Origin of the sequence: Streptomyces sp. NBC_01454 (assembly GCF_036227565.1) — a bacterium.
Classification (GTDB): domain Bacteria; phylum Actinomycetota; class Actinomycetes; order Streptomycetales; family Streptomycetaceae; genus Streptomyces.
On record NZ_CP109460.1, the window covers coordinates 6,088,692 to 6,107,150 of the forward strand.

Below are 18,459 nucleotides of genomic sequence, written 5' to 3' on the forward strand. Positions count from 1 at the left end.
TACCCGGTGGGATCCAGGAGGCGGACATGGCGTGGACGTGGCGGTTCGAGACGGCGGACGGCGCGGAGGCGGCGCCCGCCGTGCAGCCGGAGGAGTTCACCACGCAGGGCGACGCGGAGTCCTGGATCGGCGAGGAGTGGAAGGCCCTCCTTGAGGGCGGCGTCGACCAGGTCAGGCTCTTCGAGGACGGCACGGAGATCTACGCGGGCCCGATGAGCCTGCACGCGGACGCCGAGGGCTGAGCGCGCGAACGCGGCGCGGCCGGCCCCCACAGAGGGGCCGGCCGCGCCGCGTTCACGTCCGCACCATCGGAGCGAACCCGCCGGTCAGGGTCGCTGACCCCGCTTGACCTGCGGCTTCGGCAGCCGCAGCCGCCGCATCTGGAGCGTGCGCATCACCGCGTACGCCTTCACGCCCTTGAGGTTCTCGTTCGGGAAGCGCTCCTCCAGCCGCTTGCCCATACGGAACCAGATCAGCACCGAGTCGAGCACGATCAGCACGATCAGCACCAGCCACAGCAGCAGCGCGATGCTCTGGATCGAGGGCACCCGGATCATGGTGAGCACCAGGATCACCACGGCCATCGGCAGGAAGAACTCGGCGACGCACCAGCGGGAGTCGACATAGTCCCGCGCGAACCGGCGCACCGGCCCCTTGTCGCGCACCGGCAGATACCGCTCATCGCCGTTGGCCAGCGCCTCGCGCTGACGGGCCATGTCGGTACGGCGGGCCTCACGCTGGGCCTTGGTCGCTTCCTTGCGGTTGGCCGGCGTGTGCGCACGGGAGCGGCGCTGCGACTGCGCCTGGTTGCGTTTGGGCGTCGGGCGGCCCTTGGGGGCCTCCGGATCGCGGGGCTGCTGGGGCTGGTCCGCGGTCACCTTGGCGGTCGCGGCCTGCTCATCCTTCGAACGGCTTCGGAACACAACACCCAAGATACGTGCTCGCCGCGGTGGGACCACGGTCCGACGGGCACGATCCGGCAACGGAGCACCCCCGGCCGTACCGTTTCACCAGGACCGCCGACGCCGCATACCCGGTCAGAGCGGACATCACGCCGATGGTCCGGACTCTCCACTACTCCCTGCGCGGGAGGAGCGGCGCCCGCGATCGTCCTGGAGGAGGAGCGCATCCGGGCGCGAACAGTGCGGTAATGGAACCAGGGCCCGTACTGTGGGGTCTGTAGATGTGCTGGAGCCTAAGCCCGAGGTGACTCGGCCAGAAGGGGGCGCGCGAGGCCCATGAGCGATGGTGTCATGAAGCGGATGGGGATGATCTTCCGCGCGAAGGCCAACAAGGCCCTGGACCGGGCCGAAGACCCGCGCGAGACCCTCGACTACTCGTACCAGAAGCAGCTGGAGCTGCTGCAGAAGGTGCGCCGCGGGGTCGCCGACGTGGCGACCTCCCGCAAGCGCCTGGAGTTGCAGCTCAACCAGCTCCAGGGCCAGTCCAGCAAGCTGGAGGACCAGGGCCGCAAGGCGCTGGCGCTCGGCCGCGAGGACCTGGCCCGTGAGGCGCTGACCCGCCGCAGCGCGCTGCAGCAGCAGGTCACCGACCTGGAGACGCAGCACCAGACCCTGCAGGGCGAGGAGGAGAAGCTCACCCTCGCCTCCCAGCGGCTGCAGGCCAAGGTCGACGCGTTCCGCACCAAGAAGGAGACGATCAAGGCCACGTACACGGCCGCCCAGGCGCAGACCCGGATCGGCGAGGCCTTCTCCGGCATCTCCGAGGAGATGGGCGACGTCGGCATGGCCATCCAGCGTGCGGAGGACAAGACCGCGCAGCTGCAGGCCAGGGCCGGTGCCATCGACGAGCTGATGGCCTCCGGCGCGCTGGACGACCCGTCCGGCATGGCCAAGGACGACATCACCGCCGAGCTGGACCGGCTCTCCGGTGGCAGCGATGTCGAACTGGAGCTGCAGCGGATGAAGGCCGAGCTCGCCGGAGGTTCGTCCGACGGCCAGCAGGCCCTCGAGAGCGGCCAGAACGGCGGGGCCCAGCCCGCCCGGCCGCAGGACCAGCCGCGTTTCGACAAGCAGTGACGGTCCGCGGCGGCTAGCCTCGCAGAGATCGTCGGACCGGACCAAGGGAGACCGTCGTGATCGTACGGATCATGGGGGAGGGCCAGGTGAAGCTGGACGACGCCCACTTCACCGAGCTCAACAAGCTGGACGATGAGCTGCTCGCCGAGATGGAGAGCGGCGACGAAGAAGGCTTCCGGCGCACCCTCGGCGCCCTGCTCGACGCGGTGCGCCGCCTGGGCACACCGCTTCCCGACGACGCCCTCGAACCGTCCGCCCTCATCCTGCCGTCCCCGGAGGCCTCCCTCGGCGAGGTCCGGGAAATGCTCAGTGACGACGGGTTGATCCCGGGCTGAATTCCGGCCGGGCATCGCCCGGTCACTCCACTCCAGCGCACAGCGCCCCGGCCCCTCGAGGACCGGGGCGCTACCGTTTGCTCTTGTGAGCCTCCTCGATCCCCGCCCGGACACGACGCGCGCCGGCCGCTTCCAGTGGCACCGCACGCATCCGCGCGCGTGGGACGCCCTCGTGGTCATCGTCGCCTTCGGGACCATCCTGTCCGGTGCGATGGCCGGTCCGCACGGCTCGCAGGGCGCGCGATTCGTCCGCCACGAGCTGTCCGCCGTCGGCGTGGCGCTGGCCGCGCTGGCCTGTGTCGTCCTGGTCCTGCGCCACCGGCTGCCGCGCACGGTTCTCGCGGTGACGGTCGTGCTCACCCTCGGGGAGCTGTTCACCCGCACCGGCTCCCAGGGGGTCCCGGTGGCCGCCGTCACCGTGATCGCCCTCTACGGACTGGCCTCCCGCACCGACCGCCCCACCACCTGGCGGGTCGGCGCGCTGACCGTCGTCGTGCTGACCGCCGCCGCGATGCTCTACGGGCCCCGCCCCTGGTACGCGCAGGAGAACATCGGGCTCTTCGCCTGGACCGGCATGGCCGCGGCGGCCGGTGACGCGGTCCGCAGCCGCCGCGCCTTCGTCGACGCCATCCGGGAGCGCGCCGAACGCGCCGAGCGCACCCGCGACGAGGAGGCCCGGCGCCGGGTCGCCGAGGAGCGCCTGCGGATCGCCCGCGAGCTGCACGACGTCGTCGCCCATCACATCGCCCTGGTCAACGTCCAGGCCGGGGTCGCCTCGCACGTCATGGACAACCGTCCCGACCAGGCCAAGGAGGCGCTGGCGCATGTGCGCGAGGCGTCCCGCTCGGCGCTGGAGGAACTCCGCACCACCGTCGGCCTGCTGCGGCAGTCCGGCGATCCGAAGGCGCCGACCGAGCCGGCCCCGGGCCTGGGCGTCCTGGACCAGCTCGTCGACGGGTTCGTCCGCGCCGGCATTCCCGTCGATCTGGAGATCCCGCACTCGCCCCGGCCGCTGCCCGCCTCCGTCGACCTCACCGCCTACCGCGTGGTCCAGGAAGCGCTGACCAACGTCCACAAGCACGCCGGGGAGGGGGCCCGGGCCACGGTCCGGATCGTCCACTCCGACACCGCGCTGACCGTCACCGTCCTGGACGACGGCGCGGGCCGGGCCGGTGTACCGCGCCAGAAGGGCGGCGAGCGGCCGTCCGCGGATCCGGACCGCCCCGGCGGGACCGAGGACAGCGGCGGCGGCCACGGCCTGATCGGGATGCGCGAGCGGGTCTTCGCGCTGCGCGGCACCGTCGAGACCGGCCCCCGCGCGGCCGGCGGCTTCCAGGTGCGGGTGACCCTTCCACTGCAGTCCGTCCGTACGGGGGAGACGACATGACGATCAGGGTGCTGCTCGCCGATGACCAGGCGCTGCTGCGCAGCGCGTTCCGGGTGCTGGTCGACTCCGAAGCGGACATGCGGGTCGTGGGGGAGGCCTGCGACGGCGCGGGCGCCTATGAACTGACCCGGGCCGAGCGCCCCGACGTGGTCCTGATGGACATCCGGATGCCCGGCGTGGACGGCCTGGCGGCCACCCGTCTGATCAGTGAGGACCCCGATCTCACCGGGGTCCGGGTGGTCATCCTGACGACGTTCGAGGCCGACGACTATGTGGTGCAGGCGCTGCGCAACGGCGCCAGCGGCTTCCTCGGCAAGGGCGCCGAACCGGACGAGATGCTGCACGCCATCCGGATCGCTGCGGCCGGTGAGGCGCTGCTGTCACCGGTGGCGACCAAGGGCCTGATCGCCAAGTTCCTGGCGCAGGGCAGCGGTTCGGGTGACGGCGGGCGGGCCACCGGGCGGCTGGCGACGCTGACCGGCCGGGAGCGGGAGGTGCTGACGCTGGTGGCCGGCGGGCTGTCCAACGACGGGATCGCCGAGCAGCTCGAGGTCAGCCCGCTCACCGTCAAGACGCATGTGAACCGTGCGATGGCCAAACTCGGCGCCCGCGACCGCGCCCAGTTGGTGGTCATCGCCTACGAGTCGGGGCTCGTACGCCCGAGGGTGCAGTAAGGGTGGAGTAAACGTACTCCGAACGCGGTACACCCCCCGACCGGAAACCGACCTGCGAGCGAGGAAATCCGGCCAGGGCGTGCCGGAAGGTTGAGGTGGGCTGCAAAGGCCCCTGTCGTCGGGCCTGAGCAGGCCCCGCCGCCCTTTCGGAACAGAAGAGAGTGACCCCACCATGTCCTGGCTGTCCCGCCTCAGCCTCGTACAACGGGGCCTGATAGCGCTGATGTCGATCGTGGCGATCGCCTTTGGCGCCATTGCGATCCCGCAGCTCAAGCAGCAGCTCCTGCCGTCCATCGAACTCCCGATGGTGTCCGTGCTGGCCCCCTACCAGGGCGCCTCGCCCGATGTCGTCGAGAAGCAGGTGATCGAACCCCTCGAGGACGGCGTCCAGGGGGTCGACGGCATCAAGTCCGTCACCTCGACGTCGAGCGAGGGCTCGGGCGTCATCATGGCGCAGTTCGACTACGGCAACGACTCCAAGCGCCTGGTCGCCGATGTCCAGCAGGCCGTGAACCGCGCCCGCGCCAAACTGCCCAAGGACGTCGACCCGCAGGTGGTGTCCGGCTCGACCGACGACATCCCCACCGTGGTCCTCGCCGTCTCCTCCGACTCCAAGGACCAGCAGACGCTGGCCGACCAGCTCAACCGCAGCGTCGTACCGGACCTGAAGAACATCGACGGCGTCAGCCAGGTCAGCGTGGACGGTGCCCAGGACCGGATCGTCGCCGTCACCCCCGACGACAAGAAGCTCGCCGCCGCCGGGCTGAGCACCCAGTCACTGGGCCAGGCGCTGCAGAACGGCGGGACCTCGGTGCCCGCCGGCTCGTTCTCCGAGGACGGCAAGAGCAAGACCGTTCAGGTCGGCGCCGGCTTCACCTCCGTCGGGCAGATCAAGGACCTGAAGCTCGCCCCGTCGGCGGGCGGCGGCGCGGGCGGCGGTGCGTCCGCCGGCGGTGACGCGTCCTCGGGCGGTGCGGCCGCCGGTGGTGCGCCCTCCGCCGGCAGCGGCCCGTCCGCGGGCGGGCGTCCGGGCGCCGCGGTCCGCCTCGGCGATGTCGCCACCGTCAAGGAGGAGCAGGCCACTCCGACGTCCCTGACCCGCACCGACGGCAAGCCCAGCCTCGCCGTGAACGTGACGATGGACAAGGACGGCAGCGCGGTCGCCATTTCCGACGGCGTCAAGGACAAGCTCTCCAAGATCCGTCAGAACCTGGGCAAGGGCACCCACATCACGGTCGCCTCCGACCAGGGGCCGCAGGTCTCCAAGTCGATCGACTCGCTGACCACCGAGGGCCTGCTCGGCCTCGCCATGGCGGTCATCGTCATCCTGGTCTTCCTGCTCAGCCTGCGCTCCACACTGGTGACCGCGGTCTCCATCCCGCTCTCGGTCGTCATCACCCTGATCGTGCTGTGGACCGGTGACCTCTCCCTCAACATGCTCACCCTCGGCGCGCTGACCATCGCGATCGGCCGCGTCGTCGACGACTCCATCGTCGTCCTGGAGAACATCAAGCGGCACCTGGGCTACGGCGAGGAGCGCCGCGAGGCCATCCTCAACGCCGTCAAGGAGGTCTCCGGAGCGGTCACGTCCTCCACCCTCACCACGGTCGCGGTCTTCCTCCCGATCGGCGTGGTCGGCGGCATGATCGGCGCGCTGTTCGGCTCCTTCTCGGTGACGGTGACCGTCGCCCTGCTCTCCTCCCTGATCGTCTCCCTGACCGTCGTCCCGGTGCTGTCCTACTGGTTCCTGCGGGCTCCGCAGATCCCCGAGGGCACCACGGTGGACGATCTGCGCCGGGCGGCCGAGGAGAAGGAGGCCAAGAGCCCCCTCCAGCGCTTCTACGTCCCGGTCCTGCGGTTCGCCACCCGCCGCCGGTTCACCAGTCTGGTCATCGCCGTGGTGGTCCTCCTCGGCACCTTCGCCATGGGCCCCCTGCTCAAGACCAACTTCCTCGACCAGGGCGCCCAGGACACCCTCACCCTCAAGCAGGAACTCAAGCCCGGCACCAGCCTGGACGCGGCCGACAAGCAGGCCAAGCGGGTCGAGAAGGTGCTCGCGGCCAACGACGACATCGCCGACTACCAGGTCACCGTCGGCTCCTCCGGCTTCATGGCGGCCTTCGGCGGCGGCACCGGCGCCAACCAGGCCTCCTACCAGCTCAAGCTGAAGGACTCCGCGGACTCCGACAAGGTCACCAACGCGCTGCGCGCCGACCTCGACAAGCTCGGCAAGTCCATCGGCGACACCAGCTTCGCCACCGGCGGCGGCTTCGGCAGCCAGAACCTGAGCGTGGTCGTCAAGGCCGGTGACGCCGATGTCCTGAAGACGGCCGGCGAGCAGGTCCGCAAGACGGTCGCCGGCCTCGACCACGTCACCGACGTCCAGAGCGACCTCTCCCAGAGCGTGCCCCGGATCTCCGTGAAGCCCAACGCCAAGGCGGCCGAGGCCGGTTACGACCAGGCCTCGCTCGGCGCCGCGGTGACCCAGGCGGTCCGCGGCACCACCAGCGGCAAGGCCGTCCTGGGCGACACCGAGCGGGACATCGTCGTCAAGTCGGCCCACCCGGCCACCACCGAGGGCGAGCTGAAGAACCTGACCGTCCCGACCCCGTCCGGCCCGGCGAAGCTCAGCAGCCTCGCCACCGTGCAGACGGTCCCCGGTCCGGTCCAGATGACCCGGATCGACGGCGCCCGCTCGGCGACCATCACCGCCAAGCCGACCGGCGACAACACCGGCGCGGTCAGCGCCGAGCTGCAGAAGAAGATCGACGCGCTGAAGCTGCCGGAAGGTGCCACCGCGACCATCGGCGGTGTCTCCCAGGACCAGTCCGACGCGTTCTCCTCGCTCGCCCTGGCGATGCTGGCGGCCATCGCCATCGTCTTCATGCTCCTGGTGGCCACCTTCCGCTCGATGATCCAGCCGATGATCCTCCTCGTCTCGATCCCCTTCGCGGCGACCGGCGCGATCGGCCTGCTGGTCGCCACCGGCACCCCGCTGGGCGTCCCGGCGATGATCGGCATGCTGATGCTGATCGGCATCGTGGTCACCAACGCCATCGTGCTGATCGACCTCATCAACCAGTACCGGTCGCAGGGTTACGGGGTCGTCGAAGCGGTCATCGAGGGCGGCCGCCACCGGCTGCGCCCGATCCTGATGACGGCGCTCGCCACGATCATGGCGCTGCTCCCGATGGCGCTGTCCATCACGGGCGACGGCGGCTTCATCTCCCAGCCGCTCGCCGTGGTCGTGATCGGCGGTCTGATCACCTCCACCCTCCTCACCCTCCTCCTCGTCCCGACGCTCTACGCGATGATCGAGCTCCGCAAGGAGCGCCGGGCGACGAAGAAGGCCGCGAAGCGGGGCGGCACCTCCGGCCCGCAGACCGGGGAGGACGACCGCACCCCGGAGCCGGCGACCGTCTGACGGTTCCCGGCGCAGAAACGATGCCCCCGCAGGCCGGTGCTTGCGGGGGCATCGTGCTGGGCATCCCCTGACGGTGGAAGCCCGGCACGGGGGATCCCGCCATCGACGAAGGGGGCACACATGGGGAAGCACGGTGACGGCAAGGGCGGCACGGACGGCGACAAGCAGCAGAGTCCGAAGGAGTCCGACGGCCGGTGGACCAAGCCGGTGACCGACCCGCCGAAGAAGTAGGGGGCGCGCCATGTCCTCGCCGGACCGGCTGGTGGAAATCCTGCGCAACAAGGGCGCGTTGACGCCCCAGTGGGCCCCGTCCGTCGCCGCGGTCGACCGGGCGCACTTCGTCCCGGACACCTTCGAGGTGGGGGAGCGCACGGTCTCCCGCTCCGCGGACGAGGAGGAGTGGCGGCGGATGGTCTACGCCGACCTGCCCCTCGTCACCCAGCACAACGACGGCCGGGCCGCCTCCGGTCAGGTCCCCGTCCCGACCTGCTCGACGTCCATGCCCTCCCTGATGCTCGACATGGCCTCGGTCGTCCGGGACGGCGACGCGGTACTGGAGATCGGCACCGGCACCGGCTACCACGCCGCCTGGCTGGCCCACCGGCTCGGCGAGGACCGCACCACCACCATCGAGACCGACAAGGCCCTGCACGACCTCGCCCGCGACAACCTCGCCCGGGCCGGTCTGCGTCCCCATATGGAGTGCGGCGACGGTCTGGCCGGCGTCCCCGGGCGCGCGCCCTTCGACCGCACCATCGCCACCTGCACGGTGCGCGACATCCCCTACGCCTGGGTGGCACAGACCGCGCCGGGCGGCACGATCCTCACCCCGTGGGGCTCCTCGTTCCACTCCTTCTCGTTCGCGACCCTGACCGTCCGCGACGGGCGGGCCACCGGCCGCTTCATCGGCCGCCCGGCCTTCATGTGGGCCCGTCAGCAGCGCCGCTCCTACGGCAGGATCAGGGACTGGTACCACGGAGAGGAGGGCGAGCGCGCGACGACGACCGTCGACCCTCGGATCCTGGAGGACGACCTGCACGCCCGCTTCGCCGTCGGACTGCGGGTGCGCGACGCCTGGCCGCTGCTGTGCCCCGCCGACGACGGCAGCGACGAGGCCACCTACTGGCTCTTCGACGACGCCCGCACCTCCTGGGCGACCGTCGAATACGTACCCGGCCGCGACACCTACGAGACCGAACAGCACGGCCCCCGCCGCCTGTGGGACGAGGTGGAAGCCGCCTACCGCGCCTGGACCGCCCAGGGCAGCCCGCCCCGCCACCACTACCGCATCACGGTCACCCCCGAGGGGCAGCGCGTGTCGCTGTGACGCACGGCTCGTCCCGGCGGTGCGCCGGGACGAGCCGTGCGGGTGTGCCTAGCCCAGCTCCTTGAGCGAGTCCACGAACATGGTCCAGGCGGCGGCCGGGACGAGGAGGGCCGGGCCGTGGGGGTTCTTGCTGTCGCGGACGGGGACGAGGCCGGGGAAGCCGTCGGCGACCTCGACGCAGCTGCCCCCGTTGGTGTTGCTGTAGCTGCTCTTGCGCCAGCGAGCCGCGCTCAACTCGATTGTGTGTCACATGGTTTGTGGTCCTCCATAGCGTTTCGGAACAGGTCCGCCGCTTCCTCGTGAGGTGCCCGTGCCGCCGTGATGCGGCCCCTCTAGCTCCGGCCCTTGAGGGAGTCCACGAACGTGGTCCAGGCGGCGGCCGGGACGAGGAGGGCCGGGCCGTGGGGGTTCTTGCTGTCGCGGACGGGGACGAGGCCGGGGTAGTCGTCGGCGACCTCGACGCATTCACCGCCGTTGGAGTTGCTGTAGCTGCTCCTGCGCCACTGGGCGCCGCTCAGGTTGACTGGGGCGTGTCGCATGGCCTGTGGTCCTCCATTGCCTTCCGAATCAGGTTCGCCGACTCCGTGAGAGAGAGGGCGTTCGCGCGCAGTACCTCGTACTGCCGCTGCCACTTGCTCACGATATCGGGGGCCTCGTACAAGTGACCGGCCTCAATACCTTCTTCGTAAGCCACCGTTGACCCGTCGGGCTGGGACAGCAGGGTCAGGGCGCCACCCATCAGCGCATGCAGCCCGAGCCGGAACGGAACCACCTGAATCTTGCAGTAGGGCGTATCCACCTGTGCCAGCAATGAGGCCAACTGCTCGTACATCGCTGATTCGCCGTCCAACTCCCTGCAGAGCACGGCTTCGTCGAGGATCGCCCAGCGGTAGGGCGGTGCCTGCGACCGTTGCCGTTCCTGACGCGACATGCGGGCGTCGACCCGTTGCTCGACCTCTTCCGGGGACAGACTTTCCTGGCGGCTCAGGAAGGTCTGCGCGTACGTCCTGGTCTGCAGCAGGCCGGGTACCACCTGGCCTCCGTACTGCTCGATGACCGCGGCCTGTGCCTCGAAGTCCATATAGCGCCGGTACTGATCCGGATGCGCCTCCCGCCTGGCCAGTTGGTACAAGCCGTGGAAGTACGTCTCCGTGCCGAAGGCCGCGTCGAGCGCGGAGGGGAGTTCCGGCGGGGGCATCAACTCCGCCGTTTCCACGCGCGCCAGCGTGCTCTTGCTGAAGTTGACGATGGCCGCCAGCTGCATCAGCGACAGCTGTGCGCGCTCACGGTGGCGGCGCTGTTCGGATCCGAAGTAGTGGCGGGCGGACAGGTACGGGGTCAGTTCCTTCGAGGTGAACTTCATCTGCGTCAGCTCTCGGTCGTCCCAGCTCAACACATGTACGGAACAAGGGTGTTGCGGCCATGTCCTCCAGGGTGGCCGCGGCGATACACACGGTAAGCAGACGGATCGACATCAAGAAAGCGGGCCATATGTTCGAGAGTTCGCCGCCGCGGTTGCTTCCCTGGACCAGGTCGGACGGGGCGCCGTGCTATCTGAGCACCGACGATCCCCACAGCCGGCTGTCCCAGCTCGCCGACGATGTCGAGGACGAGGTGCTCACGGCCGCCGGAACCGTGCTGGCCGAGGCCGAGCTGCTGTTCGCCGCGCCGGGCCCGGATCCCCAAGAGCTGCGCCGCACCGCGGCCGTGCTCCACGGGGCACTGCGGGATGTCTTACGGATCGCCGACAGCCGGGGCGACCGGCTGCCGGAGCCGTGCGATCACGGCGAGACCAGGCTCTGCGAGGGGCGGACCTGCTGCCGCGCCTGCCGTCAGCAGATCTATCTCTAGACCGAAGCGCGACGCCGACGCCCGGCCCGCCCTGCCCGCCGTCCGGGCGGCATACGCGTTCGGGGGTGCACCTCTCGCCGATCGCGGGGAGCGATGGTTTGGTGGCTGATGGTTGCCGAACCGACGAAAGGTGAGCGAGCGTGCCGCACGCCCCGGCCCGCAGGGCCGTCCCCGTCACCGCTGCCGCGCTGCTGCTCCCGCTGGCTCTCTCGGCCGCCGCGCCCGCCGGCGCCGACACCTCCACCGCCGCCGTTCGCGTGGCGGTCACCGGCGGGTCGTACACCGCCAGTGTGGGACTGGTCCGGACCGGCCCGCGCTCCCTGTTCGGCGGCCTCTACTGCGCGGCCGACGGCGTCAGCCCCACGCCCCTGACCGCCCTGGTCGACGCCGACCGCATCTACGGCCTCGGCGGGGTACGGGCGAGCTGGGACACCGCCACCCAGGACTACGTGGTCACCGAGATCCACGGCGACGTCGCGGACAGCACCAAGAAGTGGAACGCGTACGTGAACGAGAAGAAGATCACGACGGGGCCCTGCCACACCGCGATCAAGGGCGGCGACAAGGTCCGCTGGACCCTGGAGGCCGTCTCCGGCGCCGCGTCCGGGACCGGTACGGCCGAGCGGCCGCCGCGCCGGCGCCGGGAGCGCTGAGCGGCCGCCCCGCCCGCGGGGGAGAGGTGGCCGCTCCATCGTCGTCCGCGGCCGCTACGGCAGCGCCAGCATCCGCTCCAGCGCCAGCTTCGCGAAGCCGGCGGTCTCCTTGTCGACCTCGATGCGGTTGACGACCTTCCCGGCGGCGAGCGACTCCAGCGTCCACACCAGGTGCGGGAGGTCGATGCGGTTCATCGTCGAGCAGAAGCAGACCGTCTTGTCGAGGAAGACGATCTCCTTGTCCTCCGCGGCGAAGCGGTTGGCCAGCCGGCGGACGAGGTTCAGCTCGGTGCCGATGGCCCACTTCGAGCCGCGCGGGGCGGCCTCCAGGGCCTTGATGATGTACTCCGTCGAACCGACCTGGTCCGCGGCCGCCACGACCTCGTGCTTGCACTCGGGGTGGACCAGGACGTGCACGCCGGGGATGCGCGCGCGGACGTCGTTCACCGAGTCCAGCGAGAACCGGCCGTGCACCGAGCAGTGCCCGCGCCACAGGATCATCTTCGCGGCCCGCAGCTGCTCGACGGTCAGGCCGCCGTTCGGCTTGTGCGGGTTGTAGACCACGCAGTCGTCCAGGGACATGCCCATGTCGCGGACGGCGGTGTTGCGGCCCAGGTGCTGGTCCGGCAGGAAGAGGACCTTGCTCGTCGCGGGGTCACCCTGCTCGAAGGCCCAGTCCAGCGCGCGCTTGGCGTTGGACGACGTGCAGATCGTGCCGCCGTGCTTGCCGGTGAAGGCCTTGATGTCGGCCGAGGAGTTCATGTACGAGACGGGCACGACCTGCTCGGCGATGCCGGCCTCGGTGAGGACGTCCCAGCACTCGGCGACCTGCTCGGCCGTGGCCATGTCGGCCATCGAGCAGCCGGCGGCCAGGTCGGGCAGGATGACCTGCTGCTCGTCGCCGGTGAGGATGTCGGCCGACTCCGCCATGAAGTGCACACCGCAAAAGACGATGTACTCGGCGTCCGGCCGGGCGGCGGCGTCCCGCGCGAGCTTGAAGGAGTCGCCGGTGACATCGGCGAACTCGATGACCTCGTCGCGCTGGTAGTGGTGCCCGAGGACGAAGACCTTGTCCCCGAGCTTCGCCTTGGCCGCGCGGGCGCGCTCGACGAGGTCGGGGTCCGACGGCGCCGGCAGATCGCCGGGGCACTCCACGCCGCGCTCGCTCTTCGGGTCGGCCTCGCGGCCGAGGAGGAGCAGCGCCAGCGGGGTCGGCTGGACGTCCAGGGGCTGGGCGGTGGTCACAACACGCACCCTCTCTTTTCTGCGGACAGCTCTTGCACAAGCCTTCTCGTCTATTTGACGTTATCTATCATAGCTGCTTCACGTCAGTTTGACGATGGCGCTTGTGTCGATGTGACGCATCCGCACCCGCCGTGTGTGCTCGGCCACCTGTTCCTGTCCGCCGGTGTGCGAGCATGGGGAGAACGAAGTAGGAGAAGCCGCCCCCGGGCGGTGCCCGGAAGGCTTCTCGACAAGTTGTGCCCAGCCGGAATTAATCCGGGACGTCGTGGGTTGCAGCTGGTTGCATCCGATGACAAGCGGTCCGTACAACCCGGGAGAGATCTAGATGAGCGTTCAGGACGAGACCACCGTCAGCGACGGCATCATCCTGTCCGACGCGGCCGCGTCGAAGGTCAAGAGCCTGCTGGAGCAGGAAGGCCGGGACGACCTCGCGCTGCGGGTGGCCGTTCAGCCCGGCGGCTGCTCCGGACTGCGCTACCAGCTCTTCTTCGATGAGCGCTCGCTCGACGGCGATGTCGTCAAGGACTTCGACGGCGTGAAGGTCGTCACCGACCGGATGAGCGCCCCTTACCTGGGCGGCGCCTCCATCGACTTCGTCGACACCATCGAGAAGCAGGGCTTCACGATCGACAACCCGAACGCCACCGGCTCCTGCGCCTGCGGCGACTCCTTCAGCTAGGGAGTTCGGGCAGCACGTACGGAAGGCGGCGCCCCCCGAGTGGGGGAGTGCCGCCTTCCGCTGTTTCCGCGCCTCCCGGACCTCTTCCTCGCCTCCCGGACCTCCGCCTCCGACGGCCCGCGGGCGCGCCCTACTGCTTGGGCACGGACTCACCGGTCGAGACATCGACCACCTTCCGGCCGTCCAGCGGCTCGTGCAGAGTCACGGTCTTGGTGAACTCCTTGGCGATCTTCACGCAGACCTGGCCGGGCTTCTTGTCCTTGCCGACGACCTTGGTCCGCACGGTCGAGCCCGACTCCTCGGCACTCACCGAGTAGACGCTGCACACCCCGCCCCAGAAGTGCACCGTCAGCTTCTTGCCGCCGTCGCTCACGCCGTACGACTCCAGGGCCATCACCCCGGGCTTCCCGGACGGCTTCCCGGGCGCGTGGCCGGGGCCCTGCGAGCTGCCCCCGCCGTCCCGGTGGGCCAGGTACTTCGGGTTCACCGCCGGCTGCGCGACCGTCGAGGTGGCGTCCGGGCCGCTGCCGGCGCCCGGCTGGCGCACCGCGTACAGCCACGACGGCACCAGTGCCTGCCCGCCGTCCACGTACTGCACCGAGAGCCCGAATACGGCGCCGGTCACCTCGGACGGCTGCTGCGCCTTCGTCGGCGCCGGCTCGCACGGCGCGATCCCGCCGGCCTTGCCGTCCTTGCTGTCCTTCTTCCCGGGCGGCGAGGGGCAGCCGGCCGGCTTGCGGCCCTCGCCCGAGTTCAGCCGGTCCAGCGTCTTGTCGGCGTTCAGCACCGGATACTCCGCACCCTTGACCGGGTTCGCGAACTGGCCGCTGCCGCCGACCACTTGACCGTCCGAACCGACCTGCAGATCGCTCTGCCAGCCGTACGTCGGCAGCCCGCCCAGCACCGGGTTCGTGGTGACGATCCGCACCGCGCCGGACAGCCCGCCCGCATCGATCCTGGCGTCCTCCTGGCCGAGCGCCTTCAGCACCGGCCGCACCGCCTGCTTGGCCTTCTCCGGCGACACCGCGCCCTTGCCGCTGCTGTCGTCCTCGGTGGCGATGTCCCCGCCCCCGCGGTACGACGGACAGCCGGGCCGGCTCGACGCGGCGGCACCGCCCCCGTCCTCACCCTTGCCGCCCTTGGGGGAGGCGGGCAGTGGGCAGTTGCTGCCGCCAGGGGTGCCGTACTGCGAGAACGTCCAGGATCCCGAGCCGGTCTTGTTCACCTGCAGGACGGGGCCGCGGCCGTCCCGGGTCGGCCCGCCGACCTTCCAGGCGGTGCCCTCCGAACGGACCTTTCCGGCCACGTCCAGAGCCTTGGCCAGCCGCTCGACCGACTCCCGGCTGATCTCGCCCTTGGGGCGGTAGACGGGCGCGGCGGCCGGCCCGCCGGGCAGCTTCTTCACCGCCCGGTACTTCGCCCCCTGCGGATTGGGCTCACCGGCCGCGATCGAGCCGCCGGAGTAGCCGTCGAGGGCGAGGGGCGGCGGGTCGCCCTTGGCCGAGCCGGTGCCCCCGTCGCCCGACGCGGACGAGGCCCAGTACGCCGCGCCGCCCCCGGCCAGCAGCACCGCGGCGGCCACCGAGGCGACTACCACCGGGGTGCGCCGCCGGCGCTCCGTGGGGTCCGGGCTGTCGTTGCTGTCCTCGGTGTTCACCGCATCGCTCCTTCAGCTCCGCTGAACATCTGACGTGCCCTCCTCGGTGAGGTGGACGCCGATGGGACGGAGCGGGGGCGGATGCGGTTCCCCAAGGGGCCGCATCCGCCCCCGGCGGGCGGGTGGTCAGTCGCCGTACTCGGACATTCCCTCCACCAGGGCGGCGGAGGAGGAGGGGACCTTGACGCCGTGCAGGTCGACGGCCCGCCCCGGTGCCGGCGCGGGACGCCGTCCGGCATGCCAGCGGCCCTTCATCCGCGCGCAGTCACCGCGCAGCTCGTCGAGCGACTCCGGGTCCTGCCGGGCGGGCGAGGGGTCAGGGGACGGTGTGACGGCTTTCACAGGCTTGGTCATAGAGGCACCGTACGCAGCCATAAACTGAGGAGAAAGACCTACTATTGGGTAGTTTCAGTAGTTCAAGTGTCCGGGATGACCGGGTGGCGTGCCACCCCGCCGGGTAGCGTTGCTTCACGTCCGCCCGCCCCTACGCCTTCCGCAGGAGCAGACCCGTCGTGCGTATCGCAGTCACCGGCTCCATCGCCACCGACCACCTGATGACCTTCCCCGGCCGCTTCGCCGATCAGTTGGTCGCCGACCAGCTGCATACGGTCTCCCTTTCCTTCCTGGTCGACCAGCTCGACGTCCGCCGCGGCGGCGTCGCCGCCAACATCTGCTTCGGCATGGGCCAGCTCGGCACCCAGCCGATCCTGGTCGGTGCCGCCGGCAACGACTTCGAGGAGTACCGCGCCTGGCTCGACCGCCACGGCGTCGACACCCGCTCCGTACGCATCTCCGAGGTCCTGCACACCGCGCGCTTCGTGTGCACCACCGACGCCGACCACAACCAGATCGGCTCCTTCTACACCGGCGCGATGAGCGAGGCCCGGCTGATCGAGCTGCAGCACGTGGCCGAGCGGGTCGGCGGCCTGGACCTCGTGGTCATCGGCGCCGACGACCCCGAGGCGATGATCCGGCACACCGAGGAGTGCCGCAGCCGCGGTATCGCCTTCGGGGCCGACTTCTCCCAGCAGATCGCCCGGATGGACGGCGACGCCATCCGCACCCTCATGGAGGGCGCCGCCTACCTCTTCTCCAACGAGTACGAGAAGGGCCTGATCGAGTCCAAGACCGGCTGGACCGACGAGGAGATCCTCGGCAAGGTCGGCACCCGCGTCACCACCCTCGGCGCCAACGGCGTCCGCATCGAGCGGGTCGGCGAGCCGGCCATCGAGGTCGGCGTCCCGGAGGAGAACGCCAAGGCCGACCCGACCGGCGTCGGCGACGCCTTCCGGGCCGGTTTCCTGTCCGGCCTGGCCTGGGGCGTCAGCCTGGAGCGCGCCGCGCAGATCGGCTGCATGCTGGCGACGCTGGTCATCGAGACCGTCGGCACCCAGGAGTACGAGCTCCAGCGCAGCCACTTCATGGACCGCTTCACCAAGGCCTACGGCCACGAGGCCGCGAACGAGGTCCAGCAGCACCTGGCCTGACCCACCGCGTCAGGCGCGGCGCCGCACCACATAGGCGGCGCCGCGCCCGGCCGCCCGCTCACCCACGTACTCCTGGCCGCGCATGGCGCACCAGGCCGGGATGTCCTGCCGGGCCGCCTCGTCGTCGGAGAGCACGGTCACGGTCCCGCCGACCGGCACCTCCCCGATCACCTTCGCGAGCTCGATGACCGGGATCGGGCAGCGCCGGCCCAGCGCGTCGACGACCAGCCCGGCCGCCGCGCCGGGCTCCTCGGCCGGTGGCGCGGGGTCCGTCCGCGGGGCCCCGCCGGCCGCCGCCGGCGTGTCCCTTCCCTCCTCCGCCGGGACACCCAGCCGCTCCCGCACCGCCCGCACCACCCGCGGCAGCACCTCCAAGAAGCGCTCCACGTCCGCCTCGGGCGCGCCGTACGGCAGCGAGATCCGGACATTTCCTTCGGACAGCACCCCCATCGCCCGCAGCACATGGCTCGGCGTCAAGGTGCTGGACGTACAGGACGATCCGGACGACACCGAGAAGCCCGCCCGGTCCAGCTCGTGCAGCAGGGTCTCCCCGTCGACATAGAGACAGGAGAAGGTGACGAGATGCGGCAGGCGGCGCACCGGGTCGCCGACCACCTCCACATCCGGCACCAGCTCCGGCACCCGCGCGCGGATCCGGTCCACCAGCCGCCGCAGCCGCGCCGCTTCGCCGTCCGTCCCCGGGTCCGCCCGCAGCGCGCGCAGGGAAGCCGCGGCCGCCACGATCGCCGGAAGGTTCTCGAAGCCCGGGCTGCGGCCCGACTCCCGCTCGTCCGCCGGCCCCTGGGCCGCGAACCGGGTCCCCTTGCGGACCACGAGCAGGCCCACCCCGGGCGGCCCGCCCCACTTGTGGGCGCTCGCCGCCAGCACGGACCAGGGACCGGGCACCGGCCCCCACGGCAGCGACTGGGCCGCGTCCACCAGCAGCGGCACCCCCGCCTCGCGGCAGAGCTCCGCCACCTCGCCGACCGGCTGCTCGGTGCCCACCTCGTGATTGGCGGACTGGAGGCAGACCAGCGCGGTGTCCGCGGTGAGCGCGGCGGCCACCTCCCCGGGTGCCACCCGGCCGGCCGGGTCCACCGGCAGCTCCACCCGGCTGCCCCCGGCCGCCTCGTGGACCTCGGCGGCGTGCAGCACCGAGGAGTGCTCGACGGCGGAGTGCAGCAGCCGGCGGCCGACACGCCGGCGGGGCGCCAGCGCCCCGGACACCCCGGAGTGCACCGCGCGTGTCCCCGAAGGGGTGAAAACCAATTCGTCCGGGCGGCAGCCCACGGCCTCGGCCGCCGCCTCCCGGGCGGCGTCCAGCAGCAGCCGGGCGCGCCGCCCCTCGCGATACAGGCGGGCCGGGTCGGCCCACCCTTCGTCGAGCGAGGCGAGCAGCGCCTCGCGGGCGACCGGGTGCAGCGGGGCGGCGGAGGCCGCGTCGAAGTAGGGCACGTACGTGACGGTAGAACACCGGCCGCGGGCGGTGCGCGGCCTCGGGCCGACGGCGGGCGAGGGCGGCCGGCCGGGACCCGGCGAAACGGCCCGGACACGGTGCCGGGCACGGCGTCAGATGCCTGGTGGAAGCGGGTATTCGGGGGTGCGCCGGACCTTTCGCGGGGGCCCTGGCCACCCCTTAGGGGTGCGTCGCGGCGCGTTGGGCACCCTCCCCGCGCGACCCCAAATAGCGTCCAGTAGGGT

19 protein-coding genes are annotated in these 18,459 nt (G+C 71.2%); 11 read left to right on the forward strand and 8 right to left on the reverse strand.

Going from position 1 to position 18,459, the window contains the following annotated elements; all coding sequences use genetic code 11:
• Positions 1-26: 26 nt before the first annotated feature.
• The gene (locus OIU81_RS26915; RefSeq protein WP_189098220.1) at positions 27-242 is read left to right on the forward strand and encodes a hypothetical protein; all 216 of its coding nucleotides are present in this window, start codon (positions 27-29) and stop codon (positions 240-242) included.
• An 84-nt stretch (positions 243-326) separates the two neighbouring features.
• On the opposite strand, the gene OIU81_RS26920 is transcribed toward OIU81_RS26915, so the two are convergent.
• Positions 327-923 (reverse strand): DUF3043 domain-containing protein, encoded by a 597-nt coding sequence (locus OIU81_RS26920; RefSeq protein ID WP_329151817.1) that lies wholly within the window; start codon positions 921-923, stop codon positions 327-329.
• A gap of 315 nt (positions 924-1,238) precedes the next feature.
• On the opposite strand from OIU81_RS26920, the gene OIU81_RS26925 reads away from it, so the two are divergent.
• The 6 genes from OIU81_RS26925 to OIU81_RS26950 all read left to right on the forward strand — a co-directional run bounded on the left by OIU81_RS26925 (position 1,239) and on the right by OIU81_RS26950 (position 9,186).
• Positions 1,239-2,039, forward strand: coding sequence for a PspA/IM30 family protein (locus tag OIU81_RS26925; protein ID WP_443074050.1), 801 nt, complete (start codon positions 1,239-1,241; stop codon positions 2,037-2,039).
• Positions 2,040-2,095: 56 nt separating this feature from the next.
• Positions 2,096-2,374, forward strand: a complete 279-nt coding sequence (gene pspAA, locus OIU81_RS26930) for a PspA-associated protein PspAA (RefSeq protein ID WP_329151818.1) — start codon at positions 2,096-2,098, stop codon at positions 2,372-2,374.
• 85 nt (positions 2,375-2,459) lie between these two features.
• Positions 2,460-3,761, forward strand: coding sequence for a sensor histidine kinase (locus OIU81_RS26935; protein ID WP_329151819.1), 1,302 nt, complete (start codon positions 2,460-2,462; stop codon positions 3,759-3,761).
• Positions 3,758-4,435 carry a response regulator transcription factor gene (locus OIU81_RS26940; RefSeq protein ID WP_329151821.1) on the forward strand — a complete coding sequence of 226 codons (678 nt, stop codon included), beginning with the start codon at positions 3,758-3,760 and terminating at the stop codon, positions 4,433-4,435. Before OIU81_RS26935 ends, OIU81_RS26940 begins: the two co-directional genes overlap by 4 nt.
• 172 nt (positions 4,436-4,607) lie before the next feature.
• Complete coding sequence (locus tag OIU81_RS26945; protein WP_329151823.1) at positions 4,608-7,859, forward strand: efflux RND transporter permease subunit; 3,252 nt, start codon at positions 4,608-4,610, stop codon at positions 7,857-7,859.
• A 241-nt stretch (positions 7,860-8,100) separates the two neighbouring features.
• Positions 8,101-9,186, forward strand: a complete 1,086-nt coding sequence (locus OIU81_RS26950; RefSeq protein ID WP_329151825.1) for a methyltransferase domain-containing protein — start codon at positions 8,101-8,103, stop codon at positions 9,184-9,186.
• A gap of 48 nt (positions 9,187-9,234) precedes the next feature.
• Here the strand turns inward: OIU81_RS26950 and OIU81_RS26955 are convergent, their stop codons facing one another.
• The 3 genes from OIU81_RS26955 to OIU81_RS26965 all read right to left on the reverse strand — a co-directional run bounded on the left by OIU81_RS26955 (position 9,235) and on the right by OIU81_RS26965 (position 10,549).
• The gene (locus OIU81_RS26955) at positions 9,235-9,420 is read right to left on the reverse strand and encodes a DUF397 domain-containing protein (RefSeq protein WP_443074051.1); all 186 of its coding nucleotides are present in this window, start codon (positions 9,418-9,420) and stop codon (positions 9,235-9,237) included.
• Positions 9,421-9,518: 98 nt separating this feature from the next.
• Positions 9,519-9,725 (reverse strand): DUF397 domain-containing protein, encoded by a 207-nt coding sequence (locus OIU81_RS26960; RefSeq protein WP_329151828.1) that lies wholly within the window; start codon positions 9,723-9,725, stop codon positions 9,519-9,521.
• Positions 9,701-10,549, reverse strand: a complete 849-nt coding sequence (locus OIU81_RS26965) for a helix-turn-helix domain-containing protein (protein WP_329155378.1) — start codon at positions 10,547-10,549, stop codon at positions 9,701-9,703. The genes OIU81_RS26960 and OIU81_RS26965 overlap by 25 nt, the downstream gene beginning before the upstream one ends.
• Positions 10,550-10,608: 59 nt before the next feature.
• On the opposite strand from OIU81_RS26965, the gene OIU81_RS26970 reads away from it, so the two are divergent.
• Both OIU81_RS26970 and OIU81_RS26975 read left to right on the forward strand, forming a co-directional pair.
• Entirely contained in the window at positions 10,609-11,037 is a 429-nt protein-coding gene (locus tag OIU81_RS26970) for a hypothetical protein (protein ID WP_329151829.1), read from the forward strand.
• 140 nt (positions 11,038-11,177) lie between these two features.
• On the forward strand, positions 11,178-11,690 hold the full coding sequence (locus OIU81_RS26975; RefSeq protein WP_329151830.1) for a hypothetical protein: 513 nt from the start codon (positions 11,178-11,180) through the stop codon (positions 11,688-11,690).
• A gap of 54 nt (positions 11,691-11,744) precedes the next feature.
• Here OIU81_RS26975 and nadA read toward each other — a convergent pair whose 3' ends face one another.
• Complete coding sequence (nadA, locus tag OIU81_RS26980; RefSeq protein ID WP_329151832.1) at positions 11,745-12,944, reverse strand: quinolinate synthase NadA; 1,200 nt, start codon at positions 12,942-12,944, stop codon at positions 11,745-11,747.
• Between the two features lie 316 nt (positions 12,945-13,260).
• Here nadA and erpA point away from each other — a divergent pair, with 316 nt between their 5' ends.
• Positions 13,261-13,614: an iron-sulfur cluster insertion protein ErpA gene (erpA, locus tag OIU81_RS26985; RefSeq protein ID WP_006606077.1), complete on the forward strand. Its 354-nt coding sequence runs from the start codon at positions 13,261-13,263 to the stop codon at positions 13,612-13,614.
• Between the two features lie 130 nt (positions 13,615-13,744).
• Here erpA and OIU81_RS26990 read toward each other — a convergent pair whose 3' ends face one another.
• Positions 13,745-15,271: a hypothetical protein gene (locus OIU81_RS26990; protein ID WP_329151843.1), complete on the reverse strand. Its 1,527-nt coding sequence runs from the start codon at positions 15,269-15,271 to the stop codon at positions 13,745-13,747.
• A gap of 126 nt (positions 15,272-15,397) precedes the next feature.
• The gene (locus OIU81_RS26995) at positions 15,398-15,625 is read right to left on the reverse strand and encodes a hypothetical protein (protein WP_249638728.1); all 228 of its coding nucleotides are present in this window, start codon (positions 15,623-15,625) and stop codon (positions 15,398-15,400) included.
• Positions 15,626-15,783: 158 nt separating this feature from the next.
• On the opposite strand from OIU81_RS26995, the gene OIU81_RS27000 reads away from it, so the two are divergent.
• Positions 15,784-16,758 (forward strand): carbohydrate kinase family protein, encoded by a 975-nt coding sequence (locus OIU81_RS27000; RefSeq protein WP_329151846.1) that lies wholly within the window; start codon positions 15,784-15,786, stop codon positions 16,756-16,758.
• Between the two features lie 9 nt (positions 16,759-16,767).
• Here OIU81_RS27000 and OIU81_RS27005 read toward each other — a convergent pair whose 3' ends face one another.
• Positions 16,768-18,213, reverse strand: a complete 1,446-nt coding sequence (locus OIU81_RS27005; protein ID WP_329151847.1) for a cysteine desulfurase/sulfurtransferase TusA family protein — start codon at positions 18,211-18,213, stop codon at positions 16,768-16,770.
• Positions 18,214-18,459 lie beyond the last annotated feature (246 nt).